We start from the raw sequence: 19105 nt of genomic DNA, 5'->3' as shown, positions 1-19105 counted from the left end.
CTGCATCACATCACCGGATCCGCATGCACCAGCACTTCAGCCTTCGGGTACTTGTTGTTGATCGCCGCCGCTGCCTGGTCACACAAGGCATGGGCCTGGGTCAGCGGCAGGTCTCCGGGTAACTCCAGGTGCAACTGCACGAACCAGTGGCTACCCGACACCCGCGTACGCAAGTCGTGGGCGCCGCGCACCCCCGGCACACTGCAGGCCAGCGCCAGCATCTGCTCGCTGATGTCGCCGGGCAGCTCCTGATCCATCAGGATCGAGCTGCTCTCGCGGGCAATCTGCAGGGCGCTCCAGAGGATGTACAGGGCAATGCCCAGGCCGAAAATTGCGTCCAGCTGCGGCCAGCCAAAGCGTGCCAGTACCAGGGCAACGAGGATGCTGCCGTTGAGCAGCAGGTCGGAGCGGTAATGCAGTGAGTCGGCGCGCACCGCGGTCGAGCCGGTGATGCGGATCACCTTGCCCTGCAGCATCAGCAAGGCAATGGTCAGCACCAGCGACAGCAGCATCACCGCAATGCCGATGCCGGTGTCACCCAGAGGCTGCGGATTCTGCAGCCGCTCAACCGCCTGCACGCCGATCAGCACCGCGCTGACGCCGATGAACAGCGCCTGGGCCATGCCGGCCATGGCTTCGGCCTTGCCGTGGCCGTAACGGTGGTCGTCATCGGCCGGGCGCAGGGCGTAGTGCACCGCCAGCAGGTTGAGGAACGAGGCGACGCCATCGAGGGCCGAGTCGGTCAACCCGGCCAGCAGGCTGACCGAACCACTGAGCCACCAGGCCAGCGCCTTGGTCAGGATCAGGATACTGGCCACCGCCAGCGATGCGCGGGTGGCCAGGCGCAGCAGGCGTTGGTGTTCAGCCGAGGGAGTCATGCCTAAAGTGGCTTCCTTTCAGAGTTCAAGCAGCGGGCTTGAGGCCGTACATGGCCAGTTGCTCGACACTACCCTTGTGCTGGATCAGGCGCGGGTCGTTGAGCGGTAGGCGCTGGCCCAGTTCGCTTTCGAGAATAGCCTGCAGCTTGCTGTTGTCGACCTTGCCGTCGGCGCTGATGGCTTCATTGAGTTTTTCAGGCGCGACCTGGGCGGTGGTGCCGCCGGGCAGGTAGATGGCGCCGGTGGCGAAGTCGATGCCGAAAGCGATCAGGCCCGGGATCACATAGAAAAGAATGCCGATGGCGTCGAGGGCAGCGACCACCGGGTCGATCTTGCCTTCGATCTGGCCGCGCCGGTCGGGGAAGAACAGGGTGCCGCAGGCGGTCAGTTGGCTCAGCAGGGTGGCGATCACGACGCCGCCAATGACACGGGAGGGAATACGCATGGAAGTCTCCGGAATGAAGGCGACAAAGATACAGGCAAAGAGCCTGTATCTACAGCTAAGACCATGATAAGGCAGGCTCGGTTCGCCGTTATACTCGGCGGATTGTTTGAGGGCCACCATGAAATCATTACCGATCGATGCCGCACTGCCAGCCTTGCGCGCTGCCTTGAGCCAGCGCCACGAGGCAGTACTCGAAGCGCCTCCCGGCGCCGGCAAGACTACCCGCGTACCACTGGCGCTGCTCGATGAGCCGTGGCTGGCCGGGCAGCGCATCCTCATGCTCGAACCACGGCGCCTGGCGGCGCGGGCGGCGGCCGAACGGCTGGCCAGCGAGCTGGGTGAGCAGGTCGGGCAAACGGTCGGTTACCGCATTCGCCTGGACAGCAAGGTCGGGCCGAACACGCGCATCGAGGTGGTCACCGAAGGGATTCTCACCCGCCGCCTGCAGGCCGATCCGGCGCTGGACGGAGTGGGTTTGCTGATCTTCGACGAATTCCACGAGCGCAGCCTCGATGCTGACCTGGCCCTGGCCCTGAGCCTCAATGGTCGCGAACTGTTGCGTGACGACCCGCCGCTGAAAATCCTGCTGATGTCGGCGACCCTTGAGGGCGAGCGCCTGTCGAGCCTGCTCGACGATGCTCCGGTGGTCAGCAGCGAAGGGCGCATGTACCCGGTGGATATTCGCTGGAGCCGGCCGTTCCAGGCAGGCGAGTTCATCGAGCCGCGGGTGGTCGATACGGTGCTGCAGGCCATCAGCGACGAGTCGGGCAGCGTGCTGGTGTTCCTGCCGGGGCAGGCGGAGATTCGCCGCGTGCATCAGTCACTGCAGGAGGCCCTGGGCGAGCGCCGCGATATCCTCCTGTGCCCGCTGCATGGCGAGCTCGATCTCAATGCCCAGCGCGCCGCCATCGACACGCCAGCCGCCGGCTTGCGCAAGGTGGTGCTGGCGACCAACATCGCCGAGACCAGCCTGACCATCGACGGTGTGCGCGTGGTGGTCGACGCGGGCCTGGCGCGGGTGCCGCGCTTTGATCCTGGCAGCGGCATGACCCGCCTGGACACCCAGCGCATCTCCCGCGCCAGCGCCACCCAGCGTGCTGGCCGCGCTGGGCGCCTGGAGCCCGGCGTGTGTTATCGCTTGTGGTCCGAAGCCCAGCACGAGCAACTGGCGGCCTATGGCGCGGCCGAAATTCTCCAGGCTGACCTGGCTGGATTGGCCCTGCAACTGTCGCGCTGGGGCGTTACCCCCGAACAACTGCGCTGGCTCGATCAGCCACCTGCGGCCGCCTATGGCCAGGCGCTGGAGCTGTTGCAGCGCCTGGGCGCATTCAAGGCCGACAGCCCGGACAGCCTCAGCGCCCACGGCCAGGCCATGGCCGAACTGCCGGCGCATCCGCGCATCGCCCACCTGCTGTTGCGCGGCCAGGACCTGGGCCTGGCCGACATGGCCTGCGATGTCGCCGCCTTGCTCGGTGAGCGCGACATTCTGCGCGGCGGCGGTGCCGACCTGCATAGCCGCCTGGCCCTGCTCAGCGGCGAAACCCGCGCGGCCAAAGGCGCGCAGGGCGGTGTGCAGCGCGCCCGGCAACTGGCCCGTCAGTACCGCGGTTACCTGCGCGGCAAAGCCACTGCAGCCGTCGCCGACCCCGAGCATTCGCGCTGGCTCGGCGCCCTGCTGGCACTGGCTTATCCCGACCGCGTTGCGCAGCAGCGGCGTGCCGGCGGTGCGGAATATCGCCTGGCCAACGGTCGCGCTGCGTTGTTTGGCGAAGCCGATGCCTTGATGAAACATTCGTGGCTGGTGATCGCCGATCTGGGCAGCCGTCAGGGCCAGCGCGAGGAGCGCATTTACCTGGCCGCCGATTTCGACCCGGCGCTGTTCGACGGGGTGCTGGCCGAACAGGTGCGCAGCCTGGATATCCTCGACTGGGACGAACGCGAGAACGTTTTGCGTGCCGAGCGTCAGCGCAAGGTCGGTGAGCTGGTGCTCAGCCGCGAGCCTTTGACCGGCCTGGATGAAGACGCCCGCGCCAAGGCACTGCTGGAACTGGTGCGGCGCAAGGGTCTGGAGTTGCTGTCGTGGACGCCCGAGCTGCGCCAGTGGCAGGCGCGGGTGGCGCTGTTGCGCCAGCTCGACCTGGCAAGCCGTGGTGAAAGCGAGTGGCCGGACCTCAGCGATGCCGCGCTGCTGGCGAACCTGTCCGAGTGGTTGCAACCCTACCTGGGCAAGGTCACCCGCCTGAGCCACTTCGCCCAGCTCGACCTCGCGTCGATCTTGCGCAACCTGCTGCCCTGGCCGCTGCCCCAGCGCCTGGATGAGCAGGCGCCGGTGCACCTGAGTGTGCCCTCGGGTTCGAACATTCGCCTGGACTACAGCGAAACCCCGCCGATTCTCGCCGTGCGTCTGCAGGAGCTGTTCGGCCTGGCCGAAACTCCGCGCATCGCCCAGGGCCGTCAGCAAGTCCTGCTGCATTTGCTGTCGCCCGCGCGCAGGCCGGTACAGGTGACTCAGGACCTGGCCAACTTCTGGCGCAGTACCTATGCCGAAGTGAAGAAAGACCTCAAAGGGCGCTACCCCAAGCACTACTGGCCGGATGACCCGTTGGTGGCCGAAGCCACGGCGCGGGCCAAGCCGCGCAAGTAGTCACGGCTGCGCCGGCAACAGCAGGCGCGCCGTCACTGGCAGGTGATCGGAAATCTCCAGGGTGTCCTGCTGAATTACCCGTGCCCCCAGACGCTGCAGTTTGGGGCTGTGGAACAGGTAGTCGAGGGTGCGGTCCGGGCCTTGCAGGTTGCGGTCGTTGGGGTAGTGGGTCAGCCAGGCCGCGCGGTCGGCGCCGCTGGCTTCGGCGTTGCTGGGGATCATCGGGTATTTGTCCCAGAGCAGATGCAGGTCGCTGTCGGCACCGTACTGGCCGCGCAGTTCGGCCGGCAGGCGGCGGTACTGGCCGAGCGGCAGCAGGTTGAAGTCGCCGCCGATCAACCACGGCGTGCCTTGGCTTTCCAGCTTGTCGAGCAGGCGCGTCACCTGTTGCACCTGCTGGCGCTGGATATCGCTGCCGGCTTCGAAGGTCGCCAGGCGGGTGTTGAGCACCGCCAGCTGACCGCCATCGCGCAGCGGCAGGTAGCTGGCAACAATCGCCTGCTGCGGTTGCAGCAAGCGCCGCCAGGCATTGCTGGCGTCGACTGGCAGTTGCAGGCGCTCGGCCTGTTTGATCGGGTAGCGGCTCAGGGTCGCCAGGCTGCGGCCGACGCTACCGAAGATGTGCCAGTCGGGGACGAAATCGGCTTTCCAGTCGTAGGCCTGCACCGCGCAGGGGTAAATATCCACCAGCCGTTCGCGCAGCAGTGCCAGTTGGTCCTGGTAGCCGCTGGCCTTGGCGTTGTTGTCCAGTTCCTGGAGCAGGACGATGTCCGGCTGCTCGGCGCGGATTACCCGCGCCACTTCATCAAGGTTGAAGGCGAGGTCTTCAGGGGTAGGGCGGGTGTCGTCGCCGCGGCCCTGGTCGTACCAGAATACGTAGCGCTTGCCGGCCAGGTACTGCACGTTCCAGGTCATCACCTTGAGCACCTGGCCGGGTACCAGCGCCGCCGTGCTGGCCCGGCAACTGACCGCCAGGCTCTCGCGCGGTTCAGGTTGCCAGCTCAGCTGGCTGGCCAGCAGCCACAGCAGGGCGATCACAACAAGCAGGGTCAGCAGGGCGTTGCGCAGTAGTCGGATCATCGGCTCGGCTTGGCTTGGCAGGTCGCACCAGCATAACCGAGCCGTTTATCCGCAGGCCAGATAAGCGGTATTCAGTCGCTCGCGACAATGTTCAGGAGCGCACCCGTTCGATGTGGAAGATGACTTCCTTGCCGTGGTTGACTCTCAGGTAAGAGAAGCGCGGCGGCGCCTCTGGGTCGTGGTGGGTTCGTACAATGTTGCCCAGGTGGTCGCGTAAGCGGCAAACCACGGTATCAGTGCTCCACAGTAGCGGTTCGATCTTGATGTAGTCGCTGACGCTGGCGTATTTGTACAGCCCCAGGTAGCCGTTGCGACTGACGCCGACGGTCTTGTCGTGATCGGCGCCGCTGCCGGTGATCATGAAGTGTAGTCGGTCGGAGCTTCGGGAGTGGAACAGAAAGCGAAATGCGTAGGCAGGCTTCTGCTGGCCGGCCACCAGCCAGTCACTCTGCCCGGAGATGGCCTGCCCGCTGGCGTCATTGAATCTGCTCAGATGGACCGAATGCCCGGTATCGCCCTTCAGGTTCTCAGTGCCTTCAGGCGTATCGAGGATATGCACCCTGCCAAGAAAGATTTCGGCGCTCTGGGCCCAATTAGTATCAGTTGCGAACGTGGTCATGGACGACTCCCTGTTAACCGGTTGTGTCCTTACACTTTCATCCAGGGGTGAGCGTAGCGGCAGCGTGCAGATTTTCCAGTGAGGGTTGCCGGGTTCAAGCAGTGGCTTCGGTCTCCCGCAGCATGTACAGGCGGAACATCACCACAGTGCTGAACAGCTGCAAAAAACCGTTGCCGCTATCCAGGGCCAGTTGCGCCAGCGGCGAAGGCTCGGGCACCAGCATCATGCTCAGGCCGTCGATCAGCCACAGCACTGCCATTACGCCGAGGACGCAACTGAAGATGCGCCAGAAGTTGCCGGTGGTCATCTGGAAACTGGTACGCATGGCTTCGATCGGTGGCTGGCCGCGCAATACCAGGGCGTATTCGGCAAACACCAGGTGGATCATCACCCAGATGCCGGGAATGATGAACAGCGCGGCGCCGGCCATGATCAGCAACGAGCTGAGCATCACCATCAGCGCAAACGACGGCCACAGGCGCAAGGCCATGGCCAGCAGGTTGCGCTTGAGCGGGGCGTAGCCGTTGCTGCGGCTGTCGAGGTAGAGGATCAGCGCGGCGCTGTACAGCGGGTAGAACAGCAGGCTGACCAGCATGCCGTAGCCTGGCGAGGCGTCCTTGCCCAGTTGCTGGTACAGCAACTGGGCGCACAGGGCTTCGAGCACCACCAGCGGCAGGCACAACTGGGCAATGCTCAGCAGGTGACGGCGGAAGAAATACAGGGAGTCGCGCAGAACACTAAGCGGATTCATCGGTCGATTTCAATCGCATTGAATAAAAGCAGGGCGTCACTTTAGCCCAGGCGCTGGCCAACCTGAAGAAAGTTTAATCCCGGCTTGTGTTGAATCTGGCGCCTCGGCACCCCATTTTACCGGTACCCGTTTTTCCGCTTTTGCAGTGAGGTTGCCCATGAACAGTGAAGAACAAACCCTGATCGACGGCCTGTTCGGTCGGCTCAAGCAGGCCGAAGATCCGGCCGTGCCGCGTGATGCCCAGGCCCAGGCGCGCATTGGCGAGCACCTGCAGCAGCAACCGGCGGCGCCTTACTACATGGCCCAGGCGATCCTGGTGCAGGAAGCAGCGCTCAAGCGCCTGGATGAACAGAACAAGCAACTGCAGGCCGAGCTCAAACAGGCCAAGGCCCAGGTAGCCGCTACCGCACCGAGCAGCAGTGGCGGCTTCTTGTCGAGCATCTTCGGCAGCGGCACCCGCGACCCGCAGCCGGTGCAAAACCAGCCGGCGGCCAGCGCTCCTGCCAGTGGTGGCGACTGGCGCGAACCGTCGCGCCCCTCGTTCAACCCGCCTGCCCAGCAGCAGGGCTTCAACGCAGCTCCCGCCCAGGCCCCGGCCCGCGGCGGTGCCAGCAGCTTCCTTGGTGGCGCGCTGCAAACTGCTGCAGGCGTGGCCGGCGGGGTGATGCTGGCCCAGGGCATCAGCAGCCTGTTCAATCATCACTCGCAGCCTGAAGAGGTGGTCGAAGTGATCAAGGAAGAATCAGCACCCGCCAGCGATAGCGGCGGCTGGGGCAGCAACGACGAGCAGCGCCTGACCGCCGACAACGGCGGCTATGGCAACGACCAGGGCGGCTTCATGGACACCGACTACGGCAGCGATGACGGCGGCTTCTTCGGCGGCGACGACGACAGCTTCGTCTGACCGCGCTTACCCGCATGGCCCGCGGGCTGGCATACTGGGCGCCGAAACGGCCCCGGTGTGCGGCGGCCGGCAACAGCGCCGTGGCGCCATGAGGAAAAGCGGTGAAGAAGATCGCGGTATTCGCCGATGTGCAAAACCTCTACTACACCGTGCGCCAGGCCTACGGTTGCCACTTCAACTACGCGGCGCTGTGGGCCGATATCAGCCAGCACGGGCAGATCGTCGAGGCGGTGGCTTACGCCATTGACCGCGGCGATAGCAAGCAGCAGCAGTTTCAACAGATCCTGCGCAACCTCGGTTTCACGGTCAAACTCAAACCCTACATCCAGCGCAGCGACGGCTCGGCCAAGGGCGACTGGGACGTGGGCATCACCCTCGATGTGATCGATGCCGCCGCGCGGGTCGATGAGGTGGTGCTGGCCTCCGGCGACGGCGATTTCGACCTGCTGCTGGAGCGGGTCATCAGCCGTCACGGCATTCAGGCCGTTGCCTATGGCGTGCCGGGGCTGACTGCCAATTCACTGATTCGCGCTGCTAGCCGATATGTGCCCATCGAGGGCAGCCTGCTGCTCAAGCATTAAGATTTTTGAGGTTGTCGTTTTGGAACGTATCGCTGTCATCGACTTTGAAACCACTGGCATTTCACCCGGCGCCGGTTGCCGCGCCACCGAAGTGGCGGTGGTCATGCTGGAACGCGGGCGCATCGTCGAGCGCTACCAAAGCCTGATGAATGCCGGGGTACCGGTACCGGCGTTTGTCGCCGGCCTGACCGGTATCACCACCGCCATGCTGCGCAGCGCGCCGCCAATTGCCCGGGTGATGAACGAAGTAGCCGAGTTCGTTGGCGATACGCCGATGCTCGCCCACAACGCCTCGTTCGACCAGAAGTTCTGGGACTACGAGCTGGCGCAGATCGGCCGTAGCCGTAGTCAGCGTTTCGCCTGCTCGATGTTGCTGGCGCGGCGCCTGATGCCCTCGGCGCCAAACCACAAGCTGGGCACCCTGACCCGCTGGGCCGGCCTGCCTGACACCGGCACCGCGCACCGGGCCATGGCCGATGCCGAAATGGCCGCCAACCTCGCCCAGCACCTGGCCGGACAATTGCGTCAGCAGGGCGTCAACGGCGTTTCCCACCAATTGTTCTGCAGCCTGCAGAAAGTCCCTGCGGCGAAGATCGGCGAAGCGCTTAAAACCTATCGCTAGGCCTTCTTGCCGTTGTGCTCCAGGTGGCCCAGCGGCAAACGCCGCTCCACGGCGCTGGAGAGAATGATCGAGGTTTTGCTGAAGCCGAACCGGGCGACCCGGTTGATCAGCTCTTCGAGTTCCGGCATCGAACCCACTGCCGCTTGCATGATCACGCAGGGGTCGCCGGTCACCCGGTGGCACTCGGTCAGTTGCGGAATCTGCGTGAGTTCTTCGTAGGTTTGCTGGTTGCCATGGCTGGCCAGGCGCAGTTCGATCACGCACTGGATCGGCAGGCCGATCTTCTCCAGGTCGACCTTGGCCTGGTAGCCGGTAATCACCCCGCTGGCCTCAAGCTTGGCCACCCGTTCGGCCACCGCCGGAGCGGAGAGATTGACCTTGCGCGCGAGCTCGGCGAAGGAGGCGCGGCCGTTGTCCAGCAGGGCGCTGAGGAGCATGCGATCGTATTTGTCCATGGGTTTCCAGGGGCGGGTTGTTGATTCCAAGGCGCAAGGCCAAAAGATCCGTTGTTTCAAAAGTGTACGGTTCGTTTAAACAGGTTTTGTAACTTATGTTTACTGCGCTGCCTTTCTAAACTAACTGCCCGACACCCATAATTCGAGCCCCCCATGCCTGCCTCCCGTCGCTTCCCGTTAGTCTTGATCGGCGCCTTTCTCGCCTTGTACCTGGTCTGGGGCTCGACCTACCTGGTGATTCGCATCGGCGTCGAATCCTGGCCGCCGTTGCTGATGGCCGGGGTGCGTTTCGTCATTGCCGGCTCCTTGCTCTACGGCTTTTTGCGCTGGCGCGGCGTGCCGGCGCCGACCTGGCCGCAATGGCGGGCGGCGAGTGTCATCGGTGTATTGCTGCTCAGTTGCGGCAACGGCGGCGTAACCCTGGCTGAACATGCCGGTGTAGCTTCAGGCGTGGCAGCGCTGGCGGTGGCCACAGTGCCGCTGTTCACCTTGATGTTCGGCCTGCTCTGGGGCCATCGCAACACCCGTCTGGAATGGGCCGGGATTGTCCTCGGCCTGGTCGGCATCGCCTTGCTCAACCTCGGCTCCAACCTGCAGGCCAGCCCGGTCGGCGCTGCGCTGATCCTGTTTGCCGCCGCCTCCTGGGCCTTCGGTTCGGTCTGGAGCAAAAGCCTGCCGCTGCCCGCCGGGCCGATGGCCAGCGCCGCAGAAATGCTTGTCGGTGGCGTGGTCTTGCTGCTCGGCAGCGCCCTGAGTGGCGAGCGCATGACCCAGATGCCTACCGCCGCTGGCTGGGGGGCGCTGGCCTACCTGGTGTTCTTCGGCTCGATCCTGGCCTTCAGCGCCTACATGTACCTGCTCAAGCATGTGCGCCCGGCCGCGGCCACCAGTTATGCCTACGTCAACCCGGCGGTGGCGGTGTTGCTGGGGATTGTTTTTGCCGGCGAGCAAATTGGTTTCGAGGAATGCGTGGCAATGGCGGTTATCATTGGCGCCGTTGTGCTGATCGGTGTGCCGCAGTGGCGCCGGCCGGCAGTGGAAAAAGCCAAAACTGTTGGCGAAGTGGAAGGTGAACTGTGTAAATGAAAGGACGTTTTGCCAGGAAGGCAGTGAAGATTTTTGCTTGTGTGGCCTTGCTCGTAATGGGCGTGGTCATGCTGTATGACGGTAAGCAAACCTTCATGACCCTGTATTTCCAGGAACCCATCTCTCTGGAAAACAGTTTCGAAATCGAGGCCGCCTATTTGCAGGCCGTGCGCCAAGCCATGGCCCCCTGGCCGATCCCGGCGGGCAAGCTCGAACTGCGCCTTGAGCCCGGCAACCGGCAAGCGTTGCAGGTGCGTTTTGCCAAGGATGCCCTGGACGCCGGGCAGCGTCAGCAACTGCGGGTGCTGTTCGAGTCATTCGAGCCTGCGCGGGAAGAGGTTCGGCCCACAGGCCGGCTGCTGGTCGACATGCGTCAGGCGCGTCAGGTGGGCCTGGGTGTTTACGATTTTGGCCCGGCGCCCGCTGAAGTCGTCGCGCTTGGCGAGATGTCGCTGGCGCTGCACTTCAGCTTTCCTTCGCAAATCGATGTGCAACTGCGGCGCAACGAGCAGGCGACTGCGCAAAAGCCGCAAGCCGATATGATCTGCGAGGCTAGCGCCAGGCTGAATGGCGCCTTGCCCTTCGAAGTCACCGACTTCAATGTCAGTGGCGCCGATCTGCGCGGCGAGATGAAACTGCGCATGCCCAGCGGTTTACAACTGCGGGCGCCGGCGCAATTGTCGTTCGATGAGCAGCGATTGCTTGAGCGCCTGGAAATGGGCGATATGCGGGTGCGTATCCAGCGCCCGGAGACTATCGACCGGTTGGTGTTCGAGTTCGGCAAAATTGGCACTGTCAGGGATCAGCCTTACCTGTTTTTCATCCGCAGCGATCCCGAAGCATTCGCGGCATGTCGTGCGATTGCCTACCAGAGCGGCAGGCCGTTTTCGTTCTACCTGGGTGAAGGGCTCGATCGCCTGCTCAAGGTACGCTTTGCACCGCAAGGCTGATAGCGATGGCGGCACGCGCCGGGCCTGAACAAGGTAAACTGCCGCCATTGCTGAATTCCCCTGACGGTATTGCCATGACTTTCGCCAAACTCGGCCTGATCGAACCCTTGCTGCGCGCGCTCGAGCGCCTGGACTACAACACCCCGACGCCGGTCCAGGCCCAGGCCATTCCTGCCGTACTGGCCGGCCGCGACCTGATGGCCGCCGCCCAGACCGGCACCGGCAAGACCGCAGGTTTTGCCCTGCCGCTGCTGCAACGCCTGACCCTGGAAGGGGCCAAGGTCGCCAGCAACTCGGTGCGCGCCCTGGTGCTGGTGCCGACCCGTGAACTGGCCGAACAGGTTCACGCCAACATTCGTGAGTACGCCGAGCACCTGCCGCTGAGCACCTATGCGGTGTACGGCGGGGTCAGCATCAACCCGCAGATGATGAAGCTGCGCAAGGGCATCGACTTGCTGGTGGCCACCCCGGGCCGGCTGCTCGACCTGTTCCGCCAGAACGCAGTCAAGTTCAACCAGTTGCAGGCGCTGGTGCTCGATGAAGCAGACCGCATGCTCGACCTGGGTTTTGCCGAAGAGCTACGCGCGGTGTACGCCGCCCTGCCGGCACGCCGGCAAACCCTGCTGTTCTCGGCGACGTTCTCTGACGAGATCCGCCAACTGGCCGCGCAGACCCTCAATGACCCGCTGAGCATCGAAGTCAGCCCGCGCAATGTCACCGCCAGTACGGTCAAACAGTGGATCGTGCCGGTGGACAAGAAGCGCAAGCCGGAGCTGTTCAGCCACCTGATGCGCAAGCAGCGCTGGAAGCAGGTGCTGGTGTTCGCCAAGACCCGCAATGGCGTTGACCAGTTGGTCGAGCGCCTGCGTGGCCAGGGCGTCAATGCCGACGGCATTCATGGCGACAAGCCCCAGGCAACCCGCCAGCGTGCCCTGGACAGCTTCAAGGCCCGCGAGATCCAGATCCTGGTCGCCACCGATGTGGCGGCGCGCGGGCTGGATATCGACGACCTGCCGCTGGTGGTCAACTTCGACCTGCCGATCGTCGCCGAGGACTACATTCACCGCATCGGTCGTACCGGGCGCAAAGGCAATAGCGGTGAGGCGATTTCGCTGGTGTGCGCCGACGAAGTGCAGCTGCTGTCGGCGATTGAAACCCTGACCCGCAAGACCTTGCCACGCCACGAAGAGCCGGATTTCATTCCGGACCACAAGGTGCCGATGACCGATGCCAGCGGCCAGGTGCTGAAGAAGCCGAAAAAGCCGAAGAAGCCCAAGGAAAGCAGCAGCAAGCGCAGCCTCGGGCGCTGGATGGACAGCGCTGAAGCGCCAGCGGCAGCGCCGCAGGCCAAGCCGGTACGCAAGGTACCGGCGTTCAATACCGGGCCGCGCAAGCGCAAGCCTTGAGGACGCCATCGCGGGTCAAACCCGCTCCTACAGAGGGCCGCGATAACCTGTGGGAGCCGGACTTGCCGGCGATGGAAGGCGAAGCCTTCCCTTAAGCCTTGAGCCAGTCCAGCAAGCCCAACCCGGCCTTGCGCCCACTGGCAAAACAGGCAGTCAGCAGATAGCCGCCGGTTGGCGCTTCCCAGTCGAGCATTTCACCGGCACAGAACACGCCGGGCACCTGCTTGAGCATCAAGCGCTGATCCAGTGCTTCGAAGGTTACTCCGCCGGCGCTGCTGATCGCTTCGTCCAGCGGGCGAGGGCGCACCAGGGTGATCGGCAAGGCCTTGATCGCCCGCGCCAGCAAGGCCGGGTCAGCAAAGGTCGGTTGATCGGTCTGCTCTCGCAACAACGCCGCCTTGACCCCGTCCAGCCCCAGTTGACTGTGCAGGTGCTTGGCCATTGAGCGCGAACCCCGCGGCTTGGCCAGGGCCTGCTGGATTTTATCCACAGGCCGGTTGGGCAGCAGGTCAACCAGCACCCTGGCGCTGCCATCGCGGTTGATCGCTTCGCGGATCTGCGCCGACCAGGCGTACACCAGGCTGCCTTCCAGCCCTTGGGCAGTGAGCACGCATTCGCCCAGGCGCGGCGCCTGGCCGGCAAGGCTCAGGGCGATGTTCTTCAGCGGCGCGCCGGCAAACTTGTCCTTGAGCAGCGCGCTCCAGCCTTCGACCTCGAAGCCGCTGTTGGCCGCCTGCAATGGCGCGATCTGCACGCCTTGCGCTTGCAGCCAGGGCAGCCAGGCCGCATCGGAGCCCAGGCGTGCCCAGCTGCCGCCGCCCAGCGCCAGCACGGTGGCGGTCGGCTTGAGCGCCAGCTCGCCCTGTGGATAAGCGATTCGCAAACTGCCATCGGCATTCCAGCCCAACCAGCGATGGCGGGTGTGGATAACGACCCCGGCATCGCGCAGGCGCTTGAGCCAGGCGCGCAAAAGTGGCGCGGCTTTCATGTCGCGGGGGAACACCCGGCCGGAACTGCCGACGAAGGTTTCGATGCCCAGGTCGTGAATCCACTGGCGCAGCACATCGGCATCGAAGCCTTCGAGCAGGCGGGCAACGTCTTGCGTGCGCTCGGCATAACGGGCGATGAATGCCGGGTAAGGCTCGGAGTGGGTGATGTTCATGCCACCGACCCCGGCCAGGAGAAACTTGCGCCCCACCGAGGGCATGGCGTCGTACAGCTCGACGGCGACCCCGGCCTGGCTCAGCACTTCGGCGGCCATCAACCCGGCCGGCCCGCCTCCGATAATGGCAACGTGTGGGCGGTCGGTGGTGCAAGTGTCGGTCATGGTCGGCTGCAAGCTGGAAAAAAGAGCCGGCATTCTACCTTAGCGCGGCGCCCGGAATCACTGATCAAAAAACGTACAGCGGCCTCAAGGCCCTGTGGTTAAAGGACTTGAGGGGCTTTCCCGCAGGTTATCCACAGGCGGTTCCACAGTCATTGTGAGTAACCCAGCACACGGCTGGCGCTGTGGTGCAGTATGCCGTGGCGGCGGGCGAGGGCTTCGCGGTCCTTGCTGTAGCCACCACCAATCACCCCAACCACCGGAATGTCCCGGCCCAGGCAGTGGCGCAGCACGCTTTGGTCACGGGCGGCGACGCCTTCATCGGTCAGTTGCAGATAACCCAGGGCGTCGTCCTTGTGCACATCGACCCCGGCGTCGTACAGCACCAGGTCCGGGCGGTACAGCGGCAACAGGTAGTTGAGCGCGTCATCGACCACCTTCAGGTACGCCTGGTCGCCCATGCCGCGCGGTAGAGGGATGTCCCAGTCGCTTTCGGCCTTGCGCGCGGGGAAGTTCTGCTCGCAATGCAGCGATACGGTGATCGCGTCCGGGGTGTCATGGAGGATGCGCGCGGTACCGTCGCCCTGGTGCACGTCGCAATCGAAGATCAGCACCTTGTGCACCCGCCCGGCGGCGAGCAGGTAATGGCTGATCACCGCCAGGTCATTGAAGATGCAAAAGCCGGCCGGGTGATCGTAATGGGCGTGATGGGTGCCACCGGCCAAGTGACAGGCGATGCCATGCCCCAGCGCCTGCTCGGCTGCCAGCAGCGAGCCGCCGACCGCGCGCACGGTACGCCGCGCCAGGGCTTCGCTCCAGGGCAAGCCAAGGCGGCGCTGGTCTTCGCGCGACAGCTCGCCGTTCATGTAGCGCTCGATATAGGTGCGGTCATGGGCCAGGGCGAGGATGTCGTTGGGGCAAACCTCGGGGCGTAGCAACGCCGCGTCGGTAGTCAGGCCGCTGGCGACCAGGTGGTCGCGCAACAGGCGGAACTTGTCCATCGGAAAGCGGTGCTCGGCGGGAAACTCCGGGCTGTAGTCGTCGTGGTAGATCAGCGGCAGCGGCATGGCAGGGTCTTGAGCGAGACAGAAGCTGATCTTGCCAGTTACCAAGGCCGTTACGCCAGCTTCTACAATGAGTAGCAATCCCTTGCACAGGCGTACTTATGGTGTTGGCTTCATGGACTTTCTGGGCGGTGTTATCCGCCGTGTTCGCCGCGTTGACCGCGATCTTCGCCAAGGTCGGCATCAGCGGCATCAACTCCGACTTCGCCACCTTGCTGCGTACGGTGGTGGTGCTGATCAGCCTGGCGCTGATTCTGTATGCCACCGGCCAGTACCAGTCGCTGAGTTCGATCCCGGCCCGCAGCTATCTGTTTCTGGTGTTGTCGGGGCTGGCCACCGGCGCCTCGTGGATCTGTTACTTCCGAGCCCTGCAGTTGGGCCAGGCGTCACAGGTGGCGCCTGTGGATAAACTCAGCGTGGTGCTGGTGGCGGTACTTGGCGTAACCCTGTTGGGCGAGCGGCTTGACTTGCGCCAGTGGGCCGGCATCAGCCTGGTCACTCTGGGCGTAGTGATGCTGGCGTGGCGTTGATCAATGCCGGCGTGCGTGCTCTGGTCGCCACCCGCGCGGGAGCCTGTAATGCCAGCCGGCCGTAAAAGAACAGTGCTGTCAGCCAGGTCGTCAGCCAGACGAAAATCCCTGCCCAGAAGGTGTGCGACATATAGTGCCAGCCCTGCAGCACGCGCGTGGTGCCAAACACCAGCCCCAGCAACAACACCGCCACCAGCAGTTTACGCGCATGCGCCCAGCGATGGCGTCGGGCAACGAAGTACAGCGCCAGCAAGGTAAAGCCGCTGGAGGCGTGGCCACCCGGCCAGCAACGCCCGGCACCGGCCTTGTCCAGCCAGGTGAAGTTCTCGAACCATTCCTGGCGCAGCTCGCTGCCGCCGTACAGGGTGGTCTCCACCGGGCAGTACACGCTGGTGTGGCTTTTCAGGTAATGGATGACCGTGGTGCTCAGGGCGAAGGCCACCACCACGAACAGCAAGTCGCGACGGTAGCGGGTGGTCAAGCGCAGCACCGCAGCGATACGCCAGGTGTTCAACATGCGGCTGGCAGTGGACTGTGGATAAGCGGCAAAGCGTGGCCAGATAAACGACAACAGCGAGCCGATGACTGCCAGCTCGCCGGTCCAGTTCGGCAAGATGCGCGGCCACTTGTGGGTCACTTTCTCGAACCATTGGTTGTGCAGCAGCGGGAACTGGCCGCTGGCCGGGTCGAGCAGCAGGTTGCTGATCAGCCGGTCGAGACTGGTGAGGTCGAACAGCAAAAAAACCACGGCAGCCAGCAGCAGCGGCAAACCCAGGTTGATCAGATAGAAGTCGCGGCGAGAGGGGCCCGGCATGCTTTACATTCCTGCGCTGGCGACAAGTTTGCGCCATTCATTGGCGTTCATCTGCCCGAGAATCCGCGCCTTGCCGTTGCTGCCCATGGACACGAACAAGGCACTGGCATAGGCGCTGGAGCGTTCACCACCGGGCACATTCAATTGCCGCTCAAGATGATCGATGCAACCACTGTGGGTGACCAGCACCAGGTTATGGTCGGCGCGCTTGTGCTTGAAGGCGGCATCGGCAAAACCCTTGTCGCATTGCTTGAGCCAGTCCTCGCTGGCGATCGCCTTGCCGAACATGAAGTGCGCAGTTTGCTGGGTGCGCACCTCCGGGCTGCTCAGCACCTGAGCGTTGTTCAGGCCCAGGCGCTGGATGCCGTTACCGACGTCGCTGGCCGCCTGGCTACCCTCGAGGGTAATGCCGCTGGGGTCGCCCAGGCAGCGGTTGTGCGAACGGTCGCAACGTTCGGCATGGCGGATCAGGACGATGACCGCGCCCTTGGCCCATTCGCTGTAAACACCACTGTTGTGCATCTGATTGTCGCTGCCCAGGTCCACGATCGGTGTCCTCGATGTCCACCACAGTGCAAGGATGACCAGGGCGAGCAGGAGGCCCAGCCCGGTCAGCGGTTGGCGCCAGGGAGCGCCGCGTCGTCGCTGGGTGGCAGTGCTGGCGGTAAGCGCAGGCGTCAGGTGGGAAGATGACATAGGACCACTTCAGGCAGGTTCAAGAGTGAACGCACTGTAGAAAAGGTCAGGTTCAGAACCAGTGAAAGGGATGTGAAAAATAGCTTGGAGCCGAGGTTGTTACCTACGCTATAAACAGCAGGCTGTGGATAAGGAGCCGAGCATGACCCCGATATTGCAACTGGAAAGCGCACGGTTGCTGTTGCGCCAATGGCAGGATGACGACCTCAGGGAGTTCGCCGCGATGTGCGCCGACCCGCAGGTCATGCGTTACTTTCCTGCACCCTTGACCCGGGTCGAGAGCGCTGCGCTGATCGGCCGGATTCGCGGCCACTTCAATGAATACGGCTTTGGCCTGTGGGCCCTGGAGCGCAAGGACACCGGCGCCTTTATCGGCATGACCGGCCTGCTCAACGTGAGTTTTGCCGCCGATTTTACCCCGGCGGTGGAGATCGGCTGGCGCCTGGCCCGGCGCCACTGGGGGCTGGGTTTTGCCAGTGAAGCGGCCTGGACCAGCCTGCGCTGCGCCTTCGCTCAACTGGGCCTGGAGCAGGTGGTGTCGTTCACCACCGAGAGCAACCTGCCATCGCAAAAAGTCATGCAGGCCATCGGCATGCAGCAGGACCTGGCCGGCAGCTTCGAACACCCCAGGCTAGAGCCTGGCGACCCTTTGCGAGCGCACGTGTTGTACCGCATCGACCGCGCCCAGTGGCAGGCCACCCTGCGCGGCTGAATTGCACAACATACGGGCCGGCAATGACAAACCCTGTATTATTTGCCGCAGTTGCGCATTGCCTTGGAGAATCTTGAATGAGCCACGTGTTGGACGATCTGGTTGACCTGTTGAGCCTGGAATCGATCGAGGAAAACCTGTTCCGCGGGCGAAGCCAGGACCTGGGCTTTCGTCAGTTGTACGGTGGGCAGGTACTGGGCCAGTCGCTGTCGGCGGCCAGCCAGACGGTCGAGGAGGCGCGCCACGTGCACTCGCTGCACGGCTACTTCCTGCGCCCGGGCGACGCCAGCATGCCGGTGGTCTATTCGGTCGACCGCGTACGCGATGGTGGCAGTTTCAGCACCCGGCGGGTGACGGCGATCCAGAAGGGCAAGACCATCTTCACCTGCAGCGCCTCGTTCCAGTACGACGAGGAAGGCTTCGAGCACCAGAGCCAGATGCCCAAGGTGGTCGGCCCGGAAAACCTGCCGTCGGAAGTCGAGCTGGCCAAGCGCATGGCCGATCGCCTGCCTGAAGCCATTCGCGACAAGATGCTCTGCGCCAAGCCGATCGAAATGCGTCCGGTAACTGCCGAGGATCCGTTCAACCCCAAGCCCGGCGAGCCGGTCAAGTACGTCTGGTTCCGTGCTGACGGCAACCTGCCGGACGTGCCGGCGCTGCACAAGTACATGCTCGCTTATGCCTCGGATTTTGGCCTGTTGACCACCTCGCTGCTGCCCCATGGCAAATCGGTGTGGCACAAGGACATGCAGATCGCCAGCCTCGACCACGCGCTGTGGTTCCACGGCAACCTGCGCGCCGACCAGTGGCTGCTGTACGCCATGGACAGCCCGTGGGCCGGCAATGCCCGTGGTTTTGCCCGCGGCAACATCTACAACCAGGCCGGGCAACTGGTGGCTTCGTCGTGCCAGGAAGGCCTGATTCGTCATCGCCAGGACTGGCAATGAGCCTGCAGCAGATTCGCCACTGGGTGTTCGACATGGACGGCACCCTGACCGTTGCCGTGCATGATTTTGCCGCGATCAAGGTGGCGCTGGATATTCCCCAGACCCACGACATCCTCACCCACCTGGCGGCCCTGCCGGCCGATGAAGCCGCAGCCAAGCACGCCTGGTTGCTGGAGCATGAACGTGAGCTGGCGATTGGTTCGCGCCCGGCTACCGGTGCCGTGGAGCTGGTCCGCGAACTGGCGGCGCGCGGTTGCCAGCTGGGTATCCTTACCCGCAATGCCCGGGAGCTTGCGCATATCACCCTTGAGGCAATCGGCCTGGCCGACTGCTTTGCCGTCGAGCACGTGGTCGGGCGTGATGAAGCACCGCCCAAGCCACACCCTGGCGGCTTGCTGAAGCTGGCCGACGCCTGGGCGGTGGCGCCGAGCGAGATGGTCATGGTCGGCGACTACCGCTTTGACCTGGACTGCGGCCGGGCGGCGGGGGCGCGGACGATTCTGGTGAACCTGCCGGATAACCCCTGGCCAGAGCTGGCCGACTGGCATGCAGCGGATTGCCGGGCGTTGCAGGTGATGCTCGACAATTGAGTTGAAT

21 protein-coding genes are annotated in these 19105 nt (G+C 64.1%); 11 read left to right on the top strand and 10 right to left on the bottom strand.

Annotation, left to right across the window (positions count from 1 at the left end):
• Positions 1 to 5: 5 nt before the first annotated feature.
• The gene (locus tag LOY34_RS23770; RefSeq protein WP_195885109.1) at positions 6 to 878 is read right to left on the bottom strand and encodes a cation diffusion facilitator family transporter; all 873 of its coding nucleotides are present in this window, start codon (positions 876 to 878) and stop codon (positions 6 to 8) included.
• A gap of 25 nt (positions 879 to 903) precedes the next feature.
• Positions 904 to 1323, bottom strand: a complete 420-nt coding sequence (locus LOY34_RS23765; protein ID WP_093379221.1) for a polyribonucleotide nucleotidyltransferase — start codon at positions 1321 to 1323, stop codon at positions 904 to 906.
• Positions 1324 to 1441: 118 nt separating this feature from the next.
• Here LOY34_RS23765 and hrpB point away from each other — a divergent pair, with 118 nt between their 5' ends.
• The gene (gene hrpB, locus LOY34_RS23760; protein WP_258664067.1) at positions 1442 to 3967 is read left to right on the top strand and encodes an ATP-dependent helicase HrpB; all 2526 of its coding nucleotides are present in this window, start codon (positions 1442 to 1444) and stop codon (positions 3965 to 3967) included.
• Here the strand turns inward: hrpB and LOY34_RS23755 are convergent, their stop codons facing one another.
• The 3 genes from LOY34_RS23755 to LOY34_RS23745 form a co-directional block, all read right to left on the bottom strand.
• On the bottom strand, positions 3968 to 5047 hold the full coding sequence (locus LOY34_RS23755; protein WP_258664066.1) for an endonuclease/exonuclease/phosphatase family protein: 1080 nt from the start codon (positions 5045 to 5047) through the stop codon (positions 3968 to 3970). It abuts the gene before it with no gap.
• Positions 5048 to 5138: 91 nt separating this feature from the next.
• The gene (locus LOY34_RS23750) at positions 5139 to 5666 is read right to left on the bottom strand and encodes a hypothetical protein (protein WP_195885085.1); all 528 of its coding nucleotides are present in this window, start codon (positions 5664 to 5666) and stop codon (positions 5139 to 5141) included.
• Between the two features lie 94 nt (positions 5667 to 5760).
• Positions 5761 to 6417 (bottom strand): hypothetical protein, encoded by a 657-nt coding sequence (locus LOY34_RS23745; protein WP_195885084.1) that lies wholly within the window; start codon positions 6415 to 6417, stop codon positions 5761 to 5763.
• A gap of 157 nt (positions 6418 to 6574) precedes the next feature.
• On the opposite strand from LOY34_RS23745, the gene LOY34_RS23740 reads away from it, so the two are divergent.
• The 3 genes from LOY34_RS23740 (at position 6575) to LOY34_RS23730 (ending at position 8524) form a co-directional block, all read left to right on the top strand.
• Positions 6575 to 7321 (top strand): DUF2076 domain-containing protein, encoded by a 747-nt coding sequence (locus tag LOY34_RS23740; protein ID WP_258664065.1) that lies wholly within the window; start codon positions 6575 to 6577, stop codon positions 7319 to 7321.
• Positions 7322 to 7422: 101 nt separating this feature from the next.
• Positions 7423 to 7902: an NYN domain-containing protein gene (locus LOY34_RS23735; protein WP_036996945.1), complete on the top strand. Its 480-nt coding sequence runs from the start codon at positions 7423 to 7425 to the stop codon at positions 7900 to 7902.
• Positions 7903 to 7921: 19 nt separating this feature from the next.
• A complete protein-coding gene (locus tag LOY34_RS23730) occupies positions 7922 to 8524 on the top strand; it encodes a PolC-type DNA polymerase III (RefSeq protein WP_045199808.1) in 603 nt (200 codons plus the stop codon).
• Here LOY34_RS23730 and LOY34_RS23725 read toward each other — a convergent pair.
• Positions 8521 to 8979, bottom strand: coding sequence for an Lrp/AsnC family transcriptional regulator (locus tag LOY34_RS23725; RefSeq protein WP_045199806.1), 459 nt, complete (start codon positions 8977 to 8979; stop codon positions 8521 to 8523). The genes LOY34_RS23730 and LOY34_RS23725 overlap by 4 nt on opposite strands.
• Positions 8980 to 9132: 153 nt before the next feature.
• Between LOY34_RS23725 and yedA the strand changes: the two genes are divergently transcribed.
• The 3 genes from yedA (at position 9133) to LOY34_RS23710 (ending at position 12421) form a co-directional block, all read left to right on the top strand.
• Positions 9133 to 10065, top strand: a complete 933-nt coding sequence (gene yedA, locus LOY34_RS23720; RefSeq protein ID WP_045199804.1) for a drug/metabolite exporter YedA — start codon at positions 9133 to 9135, stop codon at positions 10063 to 10065.
• Between the two features lie 41 nt (positions 10066 to 10106).
• Positions 10107 to 11015 (top strand): hypothetical protein, encoded by a 909-nt coding sequence (locus tag LOY34_RS23715; RefSeq protein WP_195885082.1) that lies wholly within the window; start codon positions 10107 to 10109, stop codon positions 11013 to 11015.
• Between the two features lie 74 nt (positions 11016 to 11089).
• Entirely contained in the window at positions 11090 to 12421 is a 1332-nt protein-coding gene (locus LOY34_RS23710) for a DEAD/DEAH box helicase (protein ID WP_045200051.1), read from the top strand.
• 91 nt (positions 12422 to 12512) lie between these two features.
• On the opposite strand, the gene LOY34_RS23705 is transcribed toward LOY34_RS23710, so the two are convergent.
• Together LOY34_RS23705 and LOY34_RS23700 are read right to left on the bottom strand one after the other, a co-directional pair.
• Positions 12513 to 13748: a TIGR03862 family flavoprotein gene (locus tag LOY34_RS23705; RefSeq protein ID WP_195885081.1), complete on the bottom strand. Its 1236-nt coding sequence runs from the start codon at positions 13746 to 13748 to the stop codon at positions 12513 to 12515.
• A 149-nt stretch (positions 13749 to 13897) separates the two neighbouring features.
• A complete protein-coding gene (locus tag LOY34_RS23700) occupies positions 13898 to 14812 on the bottom strand; it encodes a histone deacetylase (RefSeq protein ID WP_195885080.1) in 915 nt (304 codons plus the stop codon).
• Between the two features lie 98 nt (positions 14813 to 14910).
• On the opposite strand from LOY34_RS23700, the gene LOY34_RS23695 reads away from it, so the two are divergent.
• Positions 14911 to 15339 carry an EamA family transporter gene (locus tag LOY34_RS23695; protein ID WP_123565145.1) on the top strand — a complete coding sequence of 143 codons (429 nt, stop codon included), beginning with the start codon at positions 14911 to 14913 and terminating at the stop codon, positions 15337 to 15339.
• Here LOY34_RS23695 and LOY34_RS23690 read toward each other — a convergent pair.
• Positions 15305 to 16153, bottom strand: a complete 849-nt coding sequence (locus LOY34_RS23690; protein WP_195885079.1) for a phosphatase PAP2 family protein — start codon at positions 16151 to 16153, stop codon at positions 15305 to 15307. The genes LOY34_RS23695 and LOY34_RS23690 overlap by 35 nt on opposite strands.
• A 3-nt stretch (positions 16154 to 16156) precedes the next feature.
• Positions 16157 to 16849: a histidine phosphatase family protein gene (locus tag LOY34_RS23685; protein WP_195885078.1), complete on the bottom strand. Its 693-nt coding sequence runs from the start codon at positions 16847 to 16849 to the stop codon at positions 16157 to 16159.
• A gap of 142 nt (positions 16850 to 16991) precedes the next feature.
• Here LOY34_RS23685 and LOY34_RS23680 point away from each other — a divergent pair, with 142 nt between their 5' ends.
• From LOY34_RS23680 to LOY34_RS23670, 3 genes are all read left to right on the top strand, one after another.
• Positions 16992 to 17561 (top strand): GNAT family N-acetyltransferase, encoded by a 570-nt coding sequence (locus LOY34_RS23680; protein ID WP_093379253.1) that lies wholly within the window; start codon positions 16992 to 16994, stop codon positions 17559 to 17561.
• A gap of 77 nt (positions 17562 to 17638) precedes the next feature.
• On the top strand, positions 17639 to 18508 hold the full coding sequence (tesB, locus tag LOY34_RS23675; RefSeq protein ID WP_045199789.1) for an acyl-CoA thioesterase II: 870 nt from the start codon (positions 17639 to 17641) through the stop codon (positions 18506 to 18508).
• Positions 18505 to 19098 carry an HAD family hydrolase gene (locus LOY34_RS23670; protein ID WP_258664064.1) on the top strand — a complete coding sequence of 198 codons (594 nt, stop codon included), beginning with the start codon at positions 18505 to 18507 and terminating at the stop codon, positions 19096 to 19098. The genes tesB and LOY34_RS23670 overlap by 4 nt, the downstream gene beginning before the upstream one ends.
• The last annotated feature ends 7 nt before the right edge of the window (positions 19099 to 19105 follow it).

The organism is Pseudomonas sp. B21-009, from assembly GCF_024749345.1.
Classification (GTDB): domain Bacteria; phylum Pseudomonadota; class Gammaproteobacteria; order Pseudomonadales; family Pseudomonadaceae; genus Aquipseudomonas.
Note: the sequence above shows the minus strand (reverse complement) of the source record. Positions and strands in the feature narration are given on the sequence as shown.